The sequence below is a fragment of the Paenibacillus solanacearum genome, from assembly GCF_910593845.1.
GTDB classification, from domain to species: domain Bacteria; phylum Bacillota; class Bacilli; order Paenibacillales; family NBRC-103111; genus Paenibacillus_G; species Paenibacillus_G solanacearum.
Genome location: NZ_CAJVAS010000001.1, coordinates 336437 through 355052 on the forward strand (window position 1 = coordinate 336437; position 18616 = coordinate 355052).

Below are 18616 nucleotides of genomic sequence, written 5' to 3' on the forward strand. Positions count from 1 at the left end.
GAGAAGCTAAACGTAATAAGGCGGAGAGAAGGAGAGAGAACTCTTATGAGCGATTTGACGGGAATACAAGGGCCGGATGAACAGCTGAAAAGAGGCCCCATACTGTTTGCCATGCTGCTTGGCGCTTTCGTTGCATTTTTGAATCAAACGCTGCTCAACGTGGCGCTGCCAAGCATTATGAAGGAGCTGCATACCAACGAAACGACCGTCCAATGGCTAAGCACCGGCTTTATGCTTGTCAACGGCGTATTGATGCCGATTACGGCTTATTTGATGGCGAAATTTTCGACAAGACAAATATTCATTACGGGCATGTCCCTGTTTACGCTAGGCACATTGCTTTGCGCGATCAGTCCAACCTTTGCGGTGCTGCTCGGAGGCAGGCTCGTTCAGGCCGCCGGCGCCGGAATTATGATGCCGCTGCTGTCCGTCGTCATTCTCAACATTTATCCGATTGAGCAGCGCGGACGGGCGATGGGGACGATCGGCCTTGCGATGATTCTTGCCCCTGCGATCGGACCGACATTATCCGGCTTTATCGTGGAACATTATAACTGGAGAGTGTTGTTTTATATCATTTTGCCAATTTCTTTTATTTCTATACTGGTCGGGATCAAGTTCATCAAGAATGTAACACCGCAGAGCAATCCTGGTCTGGATCTGCCATCGGTAGCACTTTCGACCGTCGGTTTTGGCGGATTGCTGTACGGGTTCAGCGACGCCGGCGCCAAAGGCTGGAGCGACCCGGTCGTCACCGTCTGCTTGATTGCAGGAGTCATTGCCCTGCTGCTCTTCGTATTGCGGCAGTTCAAGCTGGAGACGCCCCTGCTCGAGTTCCGCGTATTCCAATACAATATGTACACGCTCAATTCGATTATTCTCATCGTGGTCAATATGGCTATGTTCTCCGGGATGATTTTGCTGCCGATTTATTTACAGAATACGCGCGGTATCAGCGCGCTCGATTCTGGGCTGTTGATGCTGCCGGGCGCGATTATTATGGGGATTATGTCGCCGATCACCGGCTTCCTTTTCGACAAATTCGGGGCCAAATGGCTTAGCATCACCGGTCTGGCGATCACTATCGTAACGACGTGGGAATTCAGCAGGCTGTCCATGACGACTTCTTACATGCATTTGATCTTCATGTATACGTTCCGGATGTTCGGGATGTCGCTGCTCATGATGCCGATTCAAACCGCCGCGCTCAACGATATTCCGCAAAAGCTGAACGCGCACGGTACGGTTATGCTGAATACGCTTCGTACCGTGTTCGGCGCAATCGGCACAGCGGTCTTCATCACGCTGTATAGCAGCGAAATGAAAAGCTATCTGCACGATATGACGGGAATCAGCATGGACGATAAGGCGGCCTTGGGCAGACTCGCGATGGAAGCGCCGGAAGTATTGGCCGACGCGAGCATTTATGGCACGAACTACTCCTTTATTGTGGCAGCCGTGCTTAGCGCGGTGGCGCTGGTGCTCGCGTTGTTCATCAAACGATCCGTACCGAAGGACGCCAGAGGCGTGCCGCTGAAGGTAGGCAAGCTGAGCGGCGAGAGAGGCTGAAGCCGTGTCGCCGATTCAAATACGAAAGGATCAGAAGCCGTGTTGCGACATGGCTTCTGATCCTTTCATTCACCAGCTTCTGCCCGCGGCAAGGGCGTATTAATTGAATCCGCCATTGACGCGAATCGTCTGTCCCGTGATCCAGCGGGCTTTGTCGCTGACGAGCAGCTCGATCGCATTGGCAATATCCTCCGGCTCGCCGAGACGACCGAATGCATTCATGCGGCGGAACGATTCGATCAGCTCCTCCGACTTGCCGTTCAAAAATAATTCGGTCGACACCTGCCCCGGAGCCAAACAGTTGATGATGATGTCCTTGGGACCGAATTCTTTTGCCAGCTGACGGGTCAACTGCTCGACCGCTCCTTTGGTCGCCGCGTAGACGCTGTATGTCGGCAGCATCGCGCCCGATACGGAAGTCGAGAAATTGATGATCGTACCTCCGCGTGCCATATGCTTCATGGCTTGTTGACAGGCAAAGTACGTTCCCTTCACGTTGATCGCGAATTGCCGGTCGAACAATTCTTCCGTCATATCCGCAATCGCCCTATTTTCCATCATTGCCGCATTATTGATCAGTATGTCCAATCGTCCGAGCCGCTCGAGCGTCTCCGTGAACAACGCTTCAACTTCGATTACCTTGCTTAGGTCGGCACCGATCGATATCGCTTCGCCGCCCGATTGCTCAATTATGTTGACGACCTCGTCCGCTTTTCCCGGGCTTGAAGAATAATTGACGACGACCTTGGCGCCCGCTTGCGCCAGCTGAATGGCAATTTGTCTTCCGATCCCTCTCGACGCTCCCGTAATGATAGCGACTTTTCCGTGTAAGCTCATGATTTTACGCTCCTTTGTATGCAATTGCGGCCGGTCCGCTGCTTGTCCCTCGTTCGGCCTGTGCCTTTATTATAACGAATGTTTGCAAAAAAGGATCGGTGCAGTTGAATAACGGTTTACATGAATGGCAATCATTTGTTATGATAAGAAGCAAATTCAAACGCGATGACGAGAAGAGTAGGGAACAACGTTCTTCCACAGAGAGCTCCAGCCGCTGAAAAGGAGCGAAGAATTTTTCCTGAACCAAGCCTCTGAGCAGCATGCCGGAACCGGATGTCGGGGATGGCATGACGGGAGCTCCCGTTACTGAGCTAGAGTATAACATGGAGCAATGGCCATGCGTACTTGAAGAGGTCCATATGGCGACATATGGACGAAACTGGGTGGTATCGCGATAACTTCGTCCCTGAGACAACATTTTGTCTTGGGCGCGAAGTTTTTTTGTTTTTGCATCATCGCCGCACCGGCATCTACATTTGGGAGGAATCGACCATGGGCTATGAAAAGGACCACGCCGCGGAAAACTTTATCGTCAAGCTGATTGCCGAGGAGCTGCAAAGCGATCCGTTCGGAAGAAAGATGTGCACGCGGTTTCCGCCCGAGCCTAACGGTTATCTCCATATCGGCAGCGCTTATGCCATTCACACGAACTATTCGGTATCGCAGCGGTTCAACGGAACGTTTCATTTGCGCTTCGACGATACGAATCCGCTGAAGGAGGACATCGAATACGTAAATGCGATCATTGACGATATCCGATGGCTCGGCTACGACCCCGGAGAGTATATTTATTACGGCTCGGATTACTCGAATGAAATATTCGAGGCCGCAGTAACCTTGATCAAGCAAGGGAAAGCATACGTATGCGAGCTGTCTCCGGAGGAGATGACGGCCTATCGGGGCACGCTGACCGAGCCGGGCCAAAACAGCCCTTACCGGAACCGTTCGGCGGAGGAGAATCTGGAGTTGTTCATGAGCATGAAGAAAGGCGTCTATCCAGCCTCCTCCAAGGTGCTTCGCGCCAAGATTGACATGGCTTCGCCCAACATCAATTTGCGCGATCCCGTCCTGTACCGGATCATTCATGCCGAGCATTACCGGACGGGCAGCGACTGGTGCATTTATCCGATGTACGATTTTGCCCATCCGATTCAAGACATGATCGAAGGGATTACGTATTCGTTATGCTCCATCGAGTTCAAAGACCATCGTCCCCTGTACGACTGGGTGCTCCGCGAACTGAAGATCGAGGAGCCGCCGCGGCAAAGGGAGTTCGGCCGGCTCAGTCTGACGGGCGTCGTGACGAGCAAACGGTTTTTGCGCCAGCTGGTGGCCGGAGAATATGTGGACGGCTGGGACGATCCGCGGCTTCCGACGATTCGCGGCTTACGGAGAAGAGGGTTTACACCGGAAAGCATCCGCAGCTTTATTGAAGAAATCGGCAGCATCCGGACGCAAAGCACGGTGCATATTTCCTTGCTCGACCATTGTCTCAGGCAAGATTTGAAGGAAAAGACGGTCAGTGTGATGGCTGTTCTGCAGCCGCTTAAGGTTGTCATTACCAATTATCCGGAGCATGAAACGGAAATGCTGACGATCGAGAACAACAGCGAGAACGAGGCGCTCGGCAAAAGAGAAGTGCCGTTCTCCGGAACGATCTATATCGAGCGGGACGATTTCATGGAGCAGCCGCCGAAAGGCTTTCACCGGTTAAGCCCGGGTGCGGAGGTGAGGCTGAAGGGAGCGTACTTCATCCGATGCGAAGACGTCATCAAGGATCCGGTTACGGGTGAAGTTACGGAGCTTCGCTGCACGTACGATCCGGAGACGAAGAGCGGCTCCGGCTTTACCGGACGCAAGGTGAAAGGGACGATTCACTGGGTAACGGCTGCGCATGCGATCCAAGCGGACGTTCATTTGTACGAATCGCTGCTGCTCAACCACGATATTCCCGATGATGACAGCGGAGACTGGGCGGATGTGATCAATCCCGGTTCGCTTGTCGCCATCCCGGGCGCGCTCCTGGAGCCGTACGTCCAAGATGTCCGGCCGGAACAAAGATTTCAGTTTTTCCGCCACGGCTATTTCAGCGTAGATGGAAAGCTCGCAACGAACGAGAAGCTTGTGTTCAACCGGATCGTGCCGCTGAAGGACAGCTGGGGCAAGTCGCTGAAATAAAGTATATGTACTATGTTTCATTCCTGTATGTTCGATCCCGGGTCTCCTTTGTATGATGAAATGGAACAGCTTCTCTCTTTCGGAACTATACCATTTAACTCATATTGGAGGAGATCGATTTGCACGAAGGGCAGTTGACATTTTTTGGCGGGGTAAGCAAGTCGGGAGGCGTACAAGTATTATACGGCAAAGGCAAGCAAGCGATTTTATTCGATTTCGGCATTGAGCACAGCTCGCTGCTGTTTCCCAAACAAACGACACTGTACGAGCCTGTAGGCGCGACAACCGGGCGGGAAATCCGCCAATTTTTACTGGGCGGCATGACCGCGCCGCTGCTGGAGCTGTACGACCCGCAGCAGATCAAGGGGATCGACCCGGCGATTGTGAGCCGCGTCTGGAGCGACCGCGAATTCCCGCAATACGAGCGAATCAGTCTGTTCATCGGACATATGCATACCGACCATATCGGCGCGCTTCCGTATGCGAACCCGGATCTTCCAGTGTACATGAATCACGATTCCTACGCGCTGTACCGGGGCATCGTGGCGGGCGGCCATTATCCCGATACGGCGGCGCGCATCGAAGCGTGCGAAGACTTGAGCATCATCGATTTCGGCGAGTTCACGATTCAGATCGTCGAGATGGATCACAATGCGACGGGCGCAGCCGGCCTTATTATCGACAGCGGCGATTATAAGATTGCATATACGGGAGACTGGCGCCGTCAAGGCAAGCATCCGGAGAAAATCGACCGGTTCATCGAACTTTGCCGGAACAAGGGCATCGATGTGCTGATTACCGAAGGGACGCGCCTGCCGGCCGATCCGGCAGCCGTTCCTTCCTATCAGCAGCCGGAAGATGAACTGCTGAACGATTTTGCCGAATGGATCGGCGCGGCGGAAGGACTCGTCTATTTGCAAATGTCGCCGAGGGACCTTGAGCGGATGGCGAACATGATCGCGATCGCCGTGGAGAAAGGGCGCAAAATCGTCATGGAATCGTCTCACGCGCTGATCTGGCATGCAGCCAATCAGGAAGGGCTGCGCATTCTGGAAGGCCATCCGGCTCTGAACGCGGAGATCCGGGTGCTGGACGCGACGGTGACGGACGGCATGACTGTGCCGTACGATACGGTCGCGCTGGAGGAAGTCGCCGAGCATAAGGATCAGTATTTGTACTTCTTCAAATTCCCGGATTTGGCGCAAATGATCGAGCTGGAGACGCTTGGTCAGCTGCAGGGCTGCTCGCATTTCATTCAGTCCGACTACAGCGTCAAGGTCGACCACAAGGATGTGGCCAAATTTTTGAAAACCTTCGGCATTACCGGACATACGCTGAACAACGGCGGGCATGCCCATCCCGAAGCGATCTCCGATCTGGTCGAGCGGATCGCGCCGAAAGCGGTCATTACGCTGCACAGCCCGCATCCGCGCTCGCTGGATACGCGAGGCGTGAAGGCGTTTTTTCCGGAAAAAGGGCAGACCGTTTCAGTCGCTTCCATTATTGAGGCCGCCTCCGTCGCTGCGGGACAATAAACGCGGCTGCTTCGAACAGCCGTTCGTTCCAATGCGCTGTGAACCACCCTCAGAGGACTTCTCTCTGAGGGTTTTTGCTGTTGGATGTAAGGGCGGGCAAGGGGTATTCGCCACTATTCGTATTGTTGAGCATCGGTGCAGGCCGTATAATGAAGGCAGGCTTCGATGGGACGAACGGAACAGGGGAACGCACTTATTGCGAGATCAATCGCATTGAGAGGGATTGAACCCGGTTGTTCACGGAGCAACCGCGATATCACACGAATCCGGGTACAGGAGTGGTGGAGAACATGAACATGAATGTCAATAAATCGGCATGTGTCACAGGCGCGGACAGGGGCATCGGACTGGCTTTGTCCCAGGCGCTGCTGCTTAAGGGATATACGGTGTTTGCCGGAGGCATTCAACAGGACAACATGGAGCTGGACGCGTTCGCGGCAGCTTGCCCGGGTCGGCTGCATCGATTCGTGTTGGATGTGGGAAGTGATTCGAGTGTCAGGCAGGCGGCGGAGCTGATCCGGAGCTGCACGGATCGGCTGGATCTGCTCATCAACAATGCGGCGATTCTCGGGGATACGAAGAATACGATCGTTGACGAGCTCGACTTTGAAGAGATTCAGCGCGTGTACAATGTGTCAGCGCTTGGTGCGGTCCGTATGTGCAATGCGTTGATCATGCCCGTCATGAACGGCGGCAAGCTGATCGTCAACATTTCATCCGAAGCGGGAAGCATCGGCAACAGCTTCCGCGACAGCTGGTTCGGCTATTGTATGGCCAAATCCGCACTGAATATGGGTTCGACGCTGATTCACAACCGCATGCGCAAGGACGGCGGGCGGGTGCTGCTGATTCATCCGGGATGGGTCAAGACGCGGATGAGTGGTGTTTGGAACGATGCGGGAACGTATACGCCGGAGGAAGCGGCAGCGAATATTATGAAGCGAATCGGCGAATTCGGGGAACAGATCCAGCCGCTGCCGATGTATGTGGAAGCGGATACGGGCAACGTCTTGCCATGGTAGCGCAGCTCGAGCATAGCAATAAATAGCAATATATAAGAAATGACCCGGATCCGTGCATGCTATACTTATGGAGCGAGCCACAGTAACGGACATATCCGATCGAAGGTGTAGGAAGGAGCAGCAGCAATGAATCAAGAAGTCGTTTCATTTATCGAAAGTCTTAATCAGCCATGGCAGGTCGAAGTGTCCAAGCAGCTTCGCCATATGGTCCATGAATGCATACCGGGAGTGGAGGAACGGATTCAGTACAAAAAGCCGCATTTTCTGAAAAACGGGCATTACGCTGCCGTCATTTCGCCATCCAAGGATGCCATTGCGTTTATGATTATGAACGCGACGGGTCTGGACGTCCCGAAACAGTTCGAAGGGCCGGCCGAGCGCAAATGGCTCAAAATCCGCGAAGGGGACACACCGGATTACAGCCTGCTATCCCAGCTTCTTGTACAAGCTTCGAGCTCGCTGTAAGCGGCAGCTTGGAGTATCAGCCTAAGCATCCGGAGATCACGGCGGAAGCCGTGACTCTGCGATGCTTTTTTTGTCGCTGCTTTGACCAGTGAGCATCGGCAGGTATGCGCATTCTGTTTTACGCATCTGTTTTACGCAGGGTTGACTTCCGATAGATTTGTGATTAAAATCACAAGGATAGACACCATTTACAGAATGAAGGGATACTTGTGCCGTATTTGCGTTTCAAAGGATTTCAGCGTGAAGCACTGGAACGAATGTCGCCGCTGATCGTAGACGAATTTGCTTATATCGTCAACATTCCGAAGGAGAAAGTGAAGATCGAACTGCTCCCGGTCATGCAGATCACCCATTCGCCTTTATCCGTGGAAATCCAAATGTTTCAACGAGAGCAGGAGACCCATGACGCCCTCGCTTCGGCGATGAACCGACTCTTCGATGAGTTCGGATGCCATCATGTTCATATTTATTTCGTTATTCTTTATCCCACGCTTTACTATAAAGAAGGCAAGCCGCTTAAGGTTATTCCGGAGCATCATCTTGGATGAGCTCTTCCCATGTTAACAAATGTTCTCACCACGAATCCGACACCGGCGATGAAGCCGTGTCGGCTTTTTGCGTTGGCGGGATTGTAGAGGAACGTTTCCTTAGTTAAGAAATGAATAAGAAATGAATAAGAAATGCCCCCGGTTTCTGTTAAGATTTGGAGGATATACTCGTTAAATAGATGGAATGGATTCGAAGCGGCCGAATAACCAGGAGGGGGGATGATGATGAAACGGTGGTTAGCGGTTCTATTGGCGCTTAGCCTAATCGGATTGGCGGGATGCGCGAAACCGATCGAATTTACCGGGAAGAGCGACAATTGGAGCGTAGATTGTACGATAAGACCTTCCGCTAAGGAAAAAGCATTCGCGATCCGCTATATCGGCAGCGAAAGTCCGGCGGTAACCCAAGTCTATTATTCATTCAAAAACAGCAAAAATTTCGACAGCCAAGGGAAGAGCGATGAATTGGCGAAACATTTGACCCTAAGCGGCAAATCGACGCTAGTGGCGCCGTATCGGGAAGAAGACCATTTCAATCTGCACGTGCAGTGGAACGGCAAAGAAGAAACGATCCTGGTCAGCAGAAAATAGCATCATCCCATCGCTCTCGAACCGGCTGGAATACAGCCGGTTTGCTGCGTTATCGTTTAATAGAAAAGGGAGTACGGAAGCATCGTCATTGGATAATTTACCAAATTATTTTATTCTGTTAATATTAGGGATGAGTTCAAGTACGGCGTGCATTTTTTGCGCTCAGCATCGTTCTTGCCGGTTGATGAAGGAGATTGACGAATTGCATCTTGTAACGAGAGAAGTAAGCGAGTATAACGAGATATCCGTGTACGAAACGACCGAGCTGTACGGTGAGATGGGGAAATTCCGCTGCCTGCAATTTGCTGACGGAGCCATTCAAGGCGCTGTCGATCTGAAGCATGCCAGCCGCATCATTCTCGAATATCCTAGAGCCATCATCCACATTCTCACGCATAACCATCCGTATTTGCAAAAGGGGTTTCTTATCGGTCACGGGATCGGCACGATCGTCGGACATTTCCCGGACAAGCGATTTACGGTCGCCGAGATCGATGCGCAGGTGGTGGAAGTCAGCCGGCGCTATTTTAACTATCGTTCCGACCATGTGCTCATTGGAGACGGCCGTGAGCTTCTGGAGAAAGAAGCGGCGAATGCCCTGGATGCGGTTATTGTGGATGCGTTTTCCGCGAAAGGGACGCCGCCGCATCTCGTGACGAAGCCGTTTTTCGAGCTGGCGAAGGAAAAACTGAACGTCCGAGGAACCATGATCATGAATCTTATGGGAAGGCCCAGAAACGATAAACGAATCGCCGCGATACTTACGACGCTGAAAGCGGTATTCACGGAGACGAAGGCGCTTATGCTTCCCGGAGCGGAGACGTCCGGCCTGCGGAACATCATACTGATCGGCAGCGGCCGACCGATTGAATTCGATATGAGGCAGATGGCCGGGTTTGTCGAGATGGAGTGGGAGCAAGGACATCTTCTCTTGGACCGGAGCACGGAACAGCATTGTTAATTCATACATTATCATAGGGAGTGAAACCTCATGACCATTAAAGGCATAGCCCATCGCGGTTATCCGACCGTACATCCGGAAAATACATTATCTTCGTTTCAAGCGGCGCTTGATGCTCATTATTCGCATCTGGAGCTGGATGTTCATTTAAGCAAGGACGGCATTCCCGTCGTCATTCACGATGCGACAATCAACCGGATGTGCAACGGCAAAGGCCGGGTCAAAGATTATACGTTAGAGGAGCTTAAGCGGTTTACGGTAGGGGAACAGGAGACGATCCCGACGCTGGAGGAAGCGCTTCGGTTGTGCCAAGGACGGATATCCGTATTTCTGGAGCTGAAGCAGATCGGACAAGCGTATGAGGGTATCGAAGAGAAAGCGTTGGATGTGATTCGCCGGCTGAATGTAACCGACCAGATCATCGTGACTTCGTTCGACCATTATTCATTGATGAAAATGAGGGAGCTTGACCAAGGGATCGACATCGGACTCATCCTGGGATGCTTGTCCCCTTGCGTCTTTCCGTTCATGAAACAGCTTCGCTCGCGCTACTTGTGGATGTCCCACAAGCACCTGACCAAAGCGTATGTGCAGGAATGCGTCGAGCAAGGCATTCAGGTGATCGCGAACCCGATCGATACCGAGGAAGTGATGAACAAGCTGCTGCAGCAATACCCGTCAGCGCTCGCTTCGACGAACATGCTGGAGCAATGGCAGCGCTTTTACGAGCAAAACCGGGAAGCGCTTGGGCAACCGTAAGACAGGATATCGATGCAGGTGGAAACGATGAAGGCAGCCCTTGGGTATAAACCGCAGCAACGGTTTCATCCCCGAGGGCTTTTGTTAACTTGGCCGTACGGTAAGTTCATGTTTCTTGTGCTGTAATATTAAAGAAGGCTCGTATTCGGCGGAGAGGGAGAATGGCAGATGAGAACAGTCGTGACCGGCGGTGCCGTGATCAAAGACAAGCAGGGCAGAATTTTGCTGCAAAAAAGATCGGACTACGGCAACTGGGGACTGCCTGGCGGAGGAATGCATGCGGGAGAATCGATCGAGGAAACGATGGTTCGGGAAGTGCTTGAAGAAACCGGGCTTGTGGTAACGCGAAGCGAGCTCTACTCGGTATACAGCGGCCATCGAATGAAGTACAAATATCCCGATGGGAATGAAGTCGTGTTTGTGATGTTCCTTTTTCATGCTGAGGCGGACTTGACCGGCAAGCTTGCGGAAGACAACACGACACTTCTGTATGCCGACGAAGCCCGGGAATCGTTGAAACTGGAATTTAAGCCTATAGAAGACATCGATATCAACGAGATCAGTACCGTACAACGACCGGTATTCGAGGATCTGAAGAGCGGCATCACGACGCTGCTAAGAACATGACCCTATGACGATGAAAGGAAGATAACCGTGTCCATGACGATCAAATTGCCCAGAGAAGAGAAGGAGCAAATCATTGGCAGCGTGAAAGCGTATTTTGAACAGGAGCGATCCGAATCGATCGGGGATTTGGCGGCGGAGCAGCTGATCGATTACATGATACAGGAGCTGGGACCCTACATCTACAACAAAGCTGTCGCCGACGCGCGGGTGCTGATCAACGAGAAGATGAATCAAATGGAGGACGAGATGTACTCGCTGGAAAAGCCGCTTCACAAACGCAAGAGGTAGCGAACGGGAGCATATGACGCTCCCAGCTCTCCGCCCTGTCGTCTCACGGTGGGGAGGATGAGACTTTCATGATCCGCTCGGGGAACCGGGCGGATTTTTCATGGAAGCATGCCTTTGTACGGATACTCATTCATTTTAAATCAAAAGACCCAAAATATTCCTTTCATTCGAACAATATGATGATATACAGTTTCTTTTGTTCTTTATAACGCGTGAATGAATAATGCTCGGACACGAAAATCTGTGATCGCGCTTGGCCTTCAAGCATAAACGTCGCTCTTCACCGGAGCAGCCTATAGGGGAGGTGACGCATCTGAATACGATTTGGACGATTCGAACCGAAATCCGGGATCGAGTTGAAGCGATGTATCGGGCCTGCCAAGCCTGGATTGCGAAATATCCGTTCATCCGGACGGCGTATACGATGTTCTCGTGGTTTTCCCTGGCGATGTTCGTCATCAGCTTGTTCTTCGTCAGAGAGTCGCGAACGATGCTCGTTCAATACTTGTGGTCGTTCTATGTGCTGCTGCAATTTTGGTTTTTGTGCCGGAGCAAAACATTGCCGTGGAAGCCGGTTGTTCTGTTCGTCCTTTCCGGCGTATTCGTTGTCGTGCCGGTCACGGCGCTGACGGTTGGCACCTTTCACCTGGTCTTCGGCGGGAAAACATCCGACACATGGTCTACTGCCGTCATTACGCCAATCTTCGAAGAGCTGTGGAAACTGCTCCCGCTGGGTGTGTTCCTCCTGTTCTCGCGGCGCGCTTCCGCGCTGAGCCTCAGCGATTATACGCTGATCGGCGCTGCCTCCGGTATCGGCTTTCAATTGATGGAGGAGCTGTCCCGGCGTTGGCTCAATTCCGGTATTATTGGCAGAACCTTCGGGTACAGCACGACGCTGCTGGGCGGCGAGACGATTCACTGGGACGTGTTCTCGCTGTTTCCCGGCCGGTTTGAAGAAAGCCTGCTGCCTACACTGATGACCGTCAGTCATCCCGTACATACCGCGATGATCACGCTGGCTTGCGGAATCGCCTACCGGCTGCGGAAGCGATGGGCGCCATGGATATACGGGTTTCCGGCGTTGATGCTGCTCTGGTCTATCCTGGATCATGCCGCTTATAACGGCCAGCACAAGCTGCCCGATTGGATATTTACGATCCATGGCTGGACCGGCGACGGGTATAAGACGCGGACGGTGTTCTTATTGATGCTGGCCGGCGCGCTGATTGCCGATTATATGGCGCTGGGCAAAGTACGGGATCGGCTTGCCGTTCTGCCGAACGAGCCATTGTTCAATCCGTTCACGGAGCTGTGGAACATTAGCGTTTCCCTATTCCATGACCGCAGGCGGTTTACCTATTGGCTCGATTTTTACCGGGAACGCCGCGAGCTTGGATTTCACCTGCTGTACGGCAACACAGAGGCATCCGGGCGGCAAGGTCAAATCGAGAAACGAATGAACGCATGTTACCGGGCGCTGGCCAGTCTGGCCTTCGTAGTGATCGTTGTTGGCTTAGTTGCTGCTGCTGCTCTTGGTGTTTCCGATACGGCGTATTCGCCGGCGAATGATGGAGCGGCATGCTTCACCTGTATGTTCGATCAGTTGCAGGACTGGTGGGATCGGCTGGAATGGTATGAACAAGGCGGCATTTTACTCGGCGCGCTCGCCTTGTCGTTGCTGTTCGTCGGTTTTTGGCCGGCTGTGAGCATCGCATTAACCGCGGGGAGCATCGCCGGCAGTGGTCATACGATTGCGGACTATATCCGTGATCCGAAGAAAATGCTGACGCCCGAGAATGCGCTTGCCGTAGCGACAGGCATACTCTTGAGCCGGATTCCGTTCGGCAAAGCCTTCCAATGGGCAGGGAAGAAGGGGCGCGGCTACGTGCGCAAGCTTCTGGAAAAGCTCGGCTTCCGACGGCCGGATGTGGACATTCCGAATAAACGGCCAACAAGCGATGGACCCGGTCCTCACCATCACTCGGATGAGCCGGACACTCCCCGCAAGCCGGAAGAGGAGACGCCGAACAGAGACCGGGCCGATGAAGAACGTGACGATCATGCGACCGTTGCAGGGAAAAAGTATAACGAGGTCGAAATTGTAGATCACCGGGGAAATCCGCTTGGTGAGTTCGACGAAATCGATCTGGAAGAGCGGATTTTTTATGAAGACAAGACAGCCAAAGGGCTGGATCGCATCAATCCGCGAACGGGACAGCCCGCGCAGACGCCGCAGCAATTTGCCGACAAGCAAATTCTCGGGAAAACGCGAGTGCGCATTCAGAATATGCTGGAAAAAGCAGCGGCCACCCGGCCGACGGCGCACGGATCTTCCGAAGTGCCGCATCTGGACGAGATCAAGTCGATCCGCGACTTCGTGTTCCGGCTTGACGGCGACACGCCCGAGCTGCGAGCTGCCGTCGAAAACAGCTTGAACCAGCTGAGAACGGAGTTTCCGGATTATACATTTAATGTTTTGTTTGGAGGGAAGCCGTGATGTCGATAAGCGCTTTTATACCGGAGCCCGCCAATGATGCCGAACGGCAATTCCACGTACCGGTCGCGGCGGAGGCATTCTTCGCGGAATGCTGGGAACCGCCGGCAGAGGCATTGGGCTTGAAGTGGGTTCCTTTATTCTCTACGGGGATCGAGATCGAGAAACAAGATCTGCCTGAGGTGTTGGACGAACTGAACCGATTGAAAGAGTGGGCGCTAGAGCAAGCTGGCGGTGAACGAATGGAGAAACTGTTAAGCCGCATCCAAATGCTGCTGACGGCGCTGCCCCAGATGCTGCAGCGGGACGGAGCGGTTGTGTATATTGGGTGAGTGAAAGAGGGTATGGATGGCACGGATTGCGGTCCTGTGCCATCTTTTTTTTGTAATATGGAATGCAAATATCGAGATCCATAAAAAGGATATTGAGTGAGATTCCTTGAATATATTGAAAAGTAGTCTTGAAAACACGCGTACATAGGAAAGCAGGGGATTCCAGTGAACATATTGGATTATATACCCAATGATGCGGAGATTGGCGTAGGGCTCGCCTTACGCTTAAAAACGGCCGAGTACCTCTTCTTCCTTCCCGGTAAACGGCATATGAATGACACCCCCGTTGAAGAGATGTTTTATGCAGGTGTCGGAGGTCATTTGGAGCCAGGGGAAAGTTTGTTGGAATGCGGGAGGCGGGAGGCAAACGAAGAAATTGGGATGCCCATTGAATATGAGAGCAGCTGTAAAACGGTATACATCGACTTCCATAGGAATAGCCGGATTATCAAAGTGGATGATGGGATAAAACCGTTGGCCATCTTCGAAATGATTCATCCACCGGGAAGCCCGAGAGAAGGCGGGGTTTACCATATTGTCATTTACAAGGCGCTGCTTGATCGATTGCCGCAAATTTATAAAGATGATGAAGTTTCCGGAATCATCATCATGTCAGCGGAACAAGTGAGGAATGGGGCCAGAAGGGCTAGCGTCCGGCAATTGATTCAAGAAGGAGCAAGAATAGTTGGTAGGAATGTATATGAAAATACCGTGCTCTACCCAATCGGGACGGCTGAAGCATTGATCTATCTTTGCGACGACAATTGAAATGCAAACTGTCGTATCCGGCAGACATTCTTGAATTCATGGGATTATTCGTACCTATCTGAAGGAGTAGAAGATGATACAAGTAAAGCTATATCGCAGACCGGACCCGCCTGTCGTCGAGGAAGTCATTGGAGTCATTCATTCGCTTCAACCGGAATGGTTTACGGAGGACGTGCCGGAAGATACGAGGAGAGACCTGCTGTTCCAAGACGTTATTTGTGCCGAAGTGGACGGCAGATTAAGGTCATTTCTGGTATTTACGAGCTGGGAAGGCTCCATTTCCATAACATTAATGGGCACTCACCCGGACTACAGAGGGATAGGGCTAGGGACGCAATTAATCCATGCTTTATTTGTCCATGCATCCGAATTAGGATTTGAACGGGTTACGTTATTAACGGTTCCGCCTGACGTAAAGCCTCAATACGAGCATACGATCAAGTTTTATAAGCAGCACGGCTTTTCCGTTGTTAAGCGATACAGCGAAATATGGGGCAGCGGCGCGATCGAGATGTGTAAGAATCTATAGGATGGTCAACGTACGATTTAGGTTAACCTGCTCAACGAGGAATAAAGGAGGAGCCTATGACGACCCGCCCCAAACCATTGGTAATCGCCGTCGCGGCCGTATCGGGAGGCGGTAAAACGACGGTAACGAAACGCTTGGCAGAAATACTGGATCGTTCGAAAGCCCTTTACTTTGACGATTATGAATTCAGCGGGGAGCCTGATGATCTTTGCGAGTGGGTAGCGCAAGGAGCGGATTGCAATGTGTGGAACTTATCGCCGCTTAGGAGCGAGCTGCAGTTTTTAAGTTTATGTCATGAACCGCCGCTGGACTTTGTCGTCATGGATTACCCGTTTGCTTATTTGCACGAAGAGATGAAGTCGCTGATCGACTTCGCCATCTTCATCGATACTCCGCTGGATATAGCGATGGCCCGGCGGATTGTAAGAGATTATACGGCAGATACGATGAACAGGGTCGCTAGCGACATGCTCCATTACTTGGACCGTGGAAGGCCGGCCTATATGCAGATGTTAAGAACGGTGAAGCCCAATTCCGACATCGTGGTTGATGGCGAACTGCCGCTTACTACCATTATCGATACGATCGTAGAGGAAATAGGGAGCCGATATAAAAAATAAGAATGGACAGACGTCGGAACGAGCTCCGCGATTGTTCTCGAAACAAGAACGTTTTGTGCATAAACGGTACAAAATGAGCATCAAGCAATCGTAAACAATTTATCACAATGCCGCGTTGCAATGATATAATGTTCCTTGCTCTTGTGCAGGCGAGTCCGATAGACGTGCATAGGTTGCAAAACCATATCAAAGGACGTGAGCTGTAAATGCTGCTATCATCGGATTCCATGCTACGGCAGCCGTCTTTCGCGAAATTTTGGACGTCGCGGATCTTGTCTTCGACCTCATTCCAGATGCTCTCCGTTGCCATCGGCTGGCAAATGTACGATTTGACACGCGATGCGTTCAGCCTGGGTCTGGTTGGCCTAGCGCAATTCGCGCCCATGGTGCTGCTGACATTAGTGGTCGGTCATGTGGCGGATCGGTTCGACCGCCGAAAAATTGTTTTCTTGTGCCAGCTTGTCGAGGGACTGGTCGCCGCCTTATTGCTGCTCGGCAACGCTGCTCACTGGCTTGGCCGAAATGAAATATTGCTGGCCGCAGCGATTATCGGGGCGTGCCGTGCGTTTGAAGGCCCTTCGTCCTCAGCGCTGCTGCCGCAGCTGGTGCCGAAGTCGATCCTGCAGCAAGCGATCTCGTGGAGCACTTCGGCTGGACAAACAGCTCAAATATTGGGTCCTTCGCTCGGCGGACTGCTGTTTTCATTAGGCGCCAATTATGTCTATGTCACGGCAACGGTCGCGCTGTTGATCGCGTCCAGCCTGAGTATTCTGATCCGGATGGAGCCGATCGAGCGGAGGCTGGAGCCGGTGTCGCTCAGCTCTCTGTTCTCAGGACTCGTATTTGTTTATCGCAATCCGGTCATTTTGGGAACCATTTCACTTGATCTATTTGCCGTATTGTTGGGCGGGGCGACCGCGCTGCTGCCGATTTTTGCGCAAGATATTTTGCAAACGGGGCCATGGGGGTTAGGATTCATGCGGACGGCGCCGGCAGTTGGCGCTTTGATGATGACGATCCTCTTCGCTTATTATCCGTTGAAAAAAGCGTTCGGTCCGACGTTGTTCGGGGCGCTTGGCGTATTTGGCCTTGCGACGATGATCTTTGCCGTATCGACCAATCTGATTGTATCGATGATTGCTTTGCTGCTGGTCGGCGCGTCGGATGTCGTCAGCGTGGTGATCCGGTCGACTCTAGTGCAAATGCAGACGCCGGATGAAATGCGCGGGCGCGTGAACGCCGTGAATTCGCTGTTTATCGGAACCTCGAACCAGTTGGGGGAGTTCGAATCCGGTACGCTGGCCGGTTTTGTCGGTGCGTCCCGGGCTGCTTTCATCGGCGGTCTCGGCACGATTCTCGTCGCCGGTCTATGGATGTATTTGTTCCCGTCGCTTCGGCGATTGCGTTCGTTATCCGGGAAAGTGTAGACTGACTGTAGGCGGTTCACGGGGTTCGTTTGATCAACTTGCTACATAACGAAAAGGGAATGGACACTTCGTTCAATAGGAGCGAAATGTCCATTTTTTTTGCGTTCCTTACGTTTCCAATAATATTTCGCCGGTGCGGGACAAATCGTAACCGGAGATCGCCTGAAGCTCCCGTTTGAAGGCATCGGATTTCAGGATGTGCAGCAGCGGGCGGATCCAATATTCGTTATCTGCCTTATTCAACATAACGAGATCGTAACGCTCGCGAATGAGCGGAATGAACTCGACTTGCCCGACGAGCGCAGCCGCTTTCTCGATGCCGACCCCGACATCCGCTTCACCCGACGCCACTTTGGACGCCACAGCAAGATGATTATTGTGTTCAACGTCATATCCCGCAAGCTGGTCGGATTTGATTCCATGGAGACGTAGCTGTTCGTCCAGCAGCACCCGGGCGCCTGAACCTTTCTCGCGGTTCGCAAGCCGTAAGCCCGGACGGCTTAAGTCGGACCACTGCGTAAGGCCGAACGGATTGCCGCTTTGCACGTAGAGCCCGGCATTTCTCGAGAGCAGATTGACGACCAGATACGGAGACCCGACGAGCAGCGTCCGAATATACGGAAGGTTGTACTCGCCGGTCGTTCCATCCAGCAAATGGGTGCTGACAATGTCCGCTTCCCCCCGGTACATCGAGATTAAACTGTCCAGACTGCCGACAAAAGAGCGGAGGGGCCGGATGCCGGGGATTTGCTTCTCCATATGCTTGGCCAATATATCGAGGCCGATGTCATGCCCGGTAATGACGATCGGACGCGATCCGGCCGCGAGAGCGGATAGGGACGAGCGCACGGGCTCGCCGACCGCAGCCGGACGTTCGGGATTCATCGCTGTCCGTGCGCGCTGCTTGTACGCCTCCAGATCCGTGGCGTCGATCCGCATTTGCTTGCCGACCCGGTATGAGGCGAGCTCGCCTTTTTTGATCAGATCGTAGACGGTCAGTTTGGATATTTTCAATAGCTTGGCGATTTCTTCCGTGGTGTAGGACATGTCGCTCGACATCTCAAGA

19 protein-coding genes and 1 other annotated feature are annotated in these 18616 nt (G+C 52.6%); of the genes, 17 read left to right on the plus strand and 2 right to left on the minus strand.

What is annotated here, in order from left to right; genetic code table 11:
• The first annotated feature begins 45 nt into the window (after positions 1-45).
• Positions 46-1569 carry an MDR family MFS transporter gene (locus tag KXG62_RS01390; RefSeq protein WP_218090105.1) on the plus strand — a complete coding sequence of 508 codons (1524 nt, stop codon included), beginning with the start codon at positions 46-48 and terminating at the stop codon, positions 1567-1569.
• A gap of 99 nt (positions 1570-1668) precedes the next feature.
• Here KXG62_RS01390 and KXG62_RS01395 read toward each other — a convergent pair whose 3' ends face one another.
• Complete coding sequence (locus tag KXG62_RS01395; RefSeq protein ID WP_218090106.1) at positions 1669-2406, minus strand: SDR family oxidoreductase; 738 nt, start codon at positions 2404-2406, stop codon at positions 1669-1671.
• A 156-nt stretch (positions 2407-2562) separates the two neighbouring features.
• Positions 2563-2817 (plus strand) — a binding site (T-box leader).
• Between the two features lie 81 nt (positions 2818-2898).
• Here KXG62_RS01395 and KXG62_RS01400 point away from each other — a divergent pair.
• From KXG62_RS01400 to KXG62_RS01475, 16 genes are all read left to right on the plus strand, one after another.
• Entirely contained in the window at positions 2899-4584 is a 1686-nt protein-coding gene (locus KXG62_RS01400) for a glutamine--tRNA ligase/YqeY domain fusion protein (RefSeq protein WP_218090107.1), read from the plus strand.
• Between the two features lie 119 nt (positions 4585-4703).
• Positions 4704-6119, plus strand: a complete 1416-nt coding sequence (locus KXG62_RS01405; RefSeq protein ID WP_218090108.1) for an MBL fold metallo-hydrolase — start codon at positions 4704-4706, stop codon at positions 6117-6119.
• Between the two features lie 290 nt (positions 6120-6409).
• Positions 6410-7141: an SDR family NAD(P)-dependent oxidoreductase gene (locus tag KXG62_RS01410; RefSeq protein ID WP_246627245.1), complete on the plus strand. Its 732-nt coding sequence runs from the start codon at positions 6410-6412 to the stop codon at positions 7139-7141.
• A 126-nt stretch (positions 7142-7267) separates the two neighbouring features.
• Positions 7268-7606 (plus strand): DUF1801 domain-containing protein, encoded by a 339-nt coding sequence (locus KXG62_RS01415; protein ID WP_218090109.1) that lies wholly within the window; start codon positions 7268-7270, stop codon positions 7604-7606.
• A gap of 209 nt (positions 7607-7815) precedes the next feature.
• Positions 7816-8154, plus strand: coding sequence for a DUF1904 family protein (locus tag KXG62_RS01420; RefSeq protein ID WP_218090110.1), 339 nt, complete (start codon positions 7816-7818; stop codon positions 8152-8154).
• A 225-nt stretch (positions 8155-8379) separates the two neighbouring features.
• Entirely contained in the window at positions 8380-8745 is a 366-nt protein-coding gene (locus KXG62_RS01425) for a hypothetical protein (protein ID WP_218090111.1), read from the plus strand.
• Between the two features lie 202 nt (positions 8746-8947).
• Positions 8948-9706, plus strand: a complete 759-nt coding sequence (locus tag KXG62_RS01430; RefSeq protein WP_425517316.1) for a spermidine synthase — start codon at positions 8948-8950, stop codon at positions 9704-9706.
• A gap of 30 nt (positions 9707-9736) precedes the next feature.
• Entirely contained in the window at positions 9737-10465 is a 729-nt protein-coding gene (locus KXG62_RS01435) for a glycerophosphodiester phosphodiesterase (RefSeq protein ID WP_218090112.1), read from the plus strand.
• A 168-nt stretch (positions 10466-10633) separates the two neighbouring features.
• On the plus strand, positions 10634-11092 hold the full coding sequence (locus KXG62_RS01440; RefSeq protein ID WP_218090113.1) for an NUDIX domain-containing protein: 459 nt from the start codon (positions 10634-10636) through the stop codon (positions 11090-11092).
• Positions 11093-11125: 33 nt separating this feature from the next.
• Positions 11126-11380 carry a DUF2164 domain-containing protein gene (locus KXG62_RS01445; protein WP_218090114.1) on the plus strand — a complete coding sequence of 85 codons (255 nt, stop codon included), beginning with the start codon at positions 11126-11128 and terminating at the stop codon, positions 11378-11380.
• A gap of 304 nt (positions 11381-11684) precedes the next feature.
• Positions 11685-13877 (plus strand): PrsW family intramembrane metalloprotease, encoded by a 2193-nt coding sequence (locus KXG62_RS01450; protein WP_246627246.1) that lies wholly within the window; start codon positions 11685-11687, stop codon positions 13875-13877.
• On the plus strand, positions 13877-14206 hold the full coding sequence (locus KXG62_RS01455; RefSeq protein WP_218090115.1) for a hypothetical protein: 330 nt from the start codon (positions 13877-13879) through the stop codon (positions 14204-14206). Before KXG62_RS01450 ends, KXG62_RS01455 begins: the two co-directional genes overlap by 1 nt.
• Positions 14207-14371: 165 nt before the next feature.
• Positions 14372-14974 (plus strand): NUDIX hydrolase, encoded by a 603-nt coding sequence (locus tag KXG62_RS01460; protein ID WP_218090116.1) that lies wholly within the window; start codon positions 14372-14374, stop codon positions 14972-14974.
• A 73-nt stretch (positions 14975-15047) separates the two neighbouring features.
• Positions 15048-15503 (plus strand): GNAT family N-acetyltransferase, encoded by a 456-nt coding sequence (locus KXG62_RS01465; protein WP_218090117.1) that lies wholly within the window; start codon positions 15048-15050, stop codon positions 15501-15503.
• Between the two features lie 56 nt (positions 15504-15559).
• On the plus strand, positions 15560-16123 hold the full coding sequence (locus KXG62_RS01470; protein WP_218090118.1) for a nucleoside/nucleotide kinase family protein: 564 nt from the start codon (positions 15560-15562) through the stop codon (positions 16121-16123).
• 206 nt (positions 16124-16329) lie between these two features.
• Entirely contained in the window at positions 16330-17550 is a 1221-nt protein-coding gene (locus KXG62_RS01475) for an MFS transporter (RefSeq protein WP_218090119.1), read from the plus strand.
• Between the two features lie 108 nt (positions 17551-17658).
• Here the strand turns inward: KXG62_RS01475 and KXG62_RS01480 are convergent, their stop codons facing one another.
• On the minus strand, positions 17659-18609 hold the full coding sequence (locus tag KXG62_RS01480; RefSeq protein ID WP_218090120.1) for a helix-turn-helix transcriptional regulator: 951 nt from the start codon (positions 18607-18609) through the stop codon (positions 17659-17661).
• Positions 18610-18616 lie beyond the last annotated feature (7 nt).

What these genes read in the sequence shown, in the direction of transcription:
- KXG62_RS01390 (WP_218090105.1), top strand. Translation starts at nt 46, where the DNA reads ATGAGCGATTTGACGGGAATACAAGGGCCGGATGAACAGCTGAAAAGA.
- KXG62_RS01395 (WP_218090106.1), bottom strand. Translation starts at nt 2,406, where the DNA reads ATGAGCTTACACGGAAAAGTCGCTATCATTACGGGAGCGTCGAGAGGG.
- KXG62_RS01400 (WP_218090107.1), top strand. Translation starts at nt 2,899, where the DNA reads ATGGGCTATGAAAAGGACCACGCCGCGGAAAACTTTATCGTCAAGCTG.
- KXG62_RS01410 (WP_246627245.1), top strand. Translation starts at nt 6,410, where the DNA reads ATGAACATGAATGTCAATAAATCGGCATGTGTCACAGGCGCGGACAGG.
- KXG62_RS01415 (WP_218090109.1), top strand. Translation starts at nt 7,268, where the DNA reads ATGAATCAAGAAGTCGTTTCATTTATCGAAAGTCTTAATCAGCCATGG.
- KXG62_RS01425 (WP_218090111.1), top strand. Translation starts at nt 8,380, where the DNA reads ATGAAACGGTGGTTAGCGGTTCTATTGGCGCTTAGCCTAATCGGATTG.
- KXG62_RS01435 (WP_218090112.1), top strand. Translation starts at nt 9,737, where the DNA reads ATGACCATTAAAGGCATAGCCCATCGCGGTTATCCGACCGTACATCCG.
- KXG62_RS01440 (WP_218090113.1), top strand. Translation starts at nt 10,634, where the DNA reads ATGAGAACAGTCGTGACCGGCGGTGCCGTGATCAAAGACAAGCAGGGC.
- KXG62_RS01445 (WP_218090114.1), top strand. Translation starts at nt 11,126, where the DNA reads ATGACGATCAAATTGCCCAGAGAAGAGAAGGAGCAAATCATTGGCAGC.
- KXG62_RS01455 (WP_218090115.1), top strand. Translation starts at nt 13,877, where the DNA reads ATGTCGATAAGCGCTTTTATACCGGAGCCCGCCAATGATGCCGAACGG.
- KXG62_RS01465 (WP_218090117.1), top strand. Translation starts at nt 15,048, where the DNA reads ATGATACAAGTAAAGCTATATCGCAGACCGGACCCGCCTGTCGTCGAG.
- KXG62_RS01470 (WP_218090118.1), top strand. Translation starts at nt 15,560, where the DNA reads ATGACGACCCGCCCCAAACCATTGGTAATCGCCGTCGCGGCCGTATCG.
- KXG62_RS01475 (WP_218090119.1), top strand. Translation starts at nt 16,330, where the DNA reads ATGCTGCTATCATCGGATTCCATGCTACGGCAGCCGTCTTTCGCGAAA.
- KXG62_RS01480 (WP_218090120.1), bottom strand. Translation starts at nt 18,609, where the DNA reads ATGTCGAGCGACATGTCCTACACCACGGAAGAAATCGCCAAGCTATTG.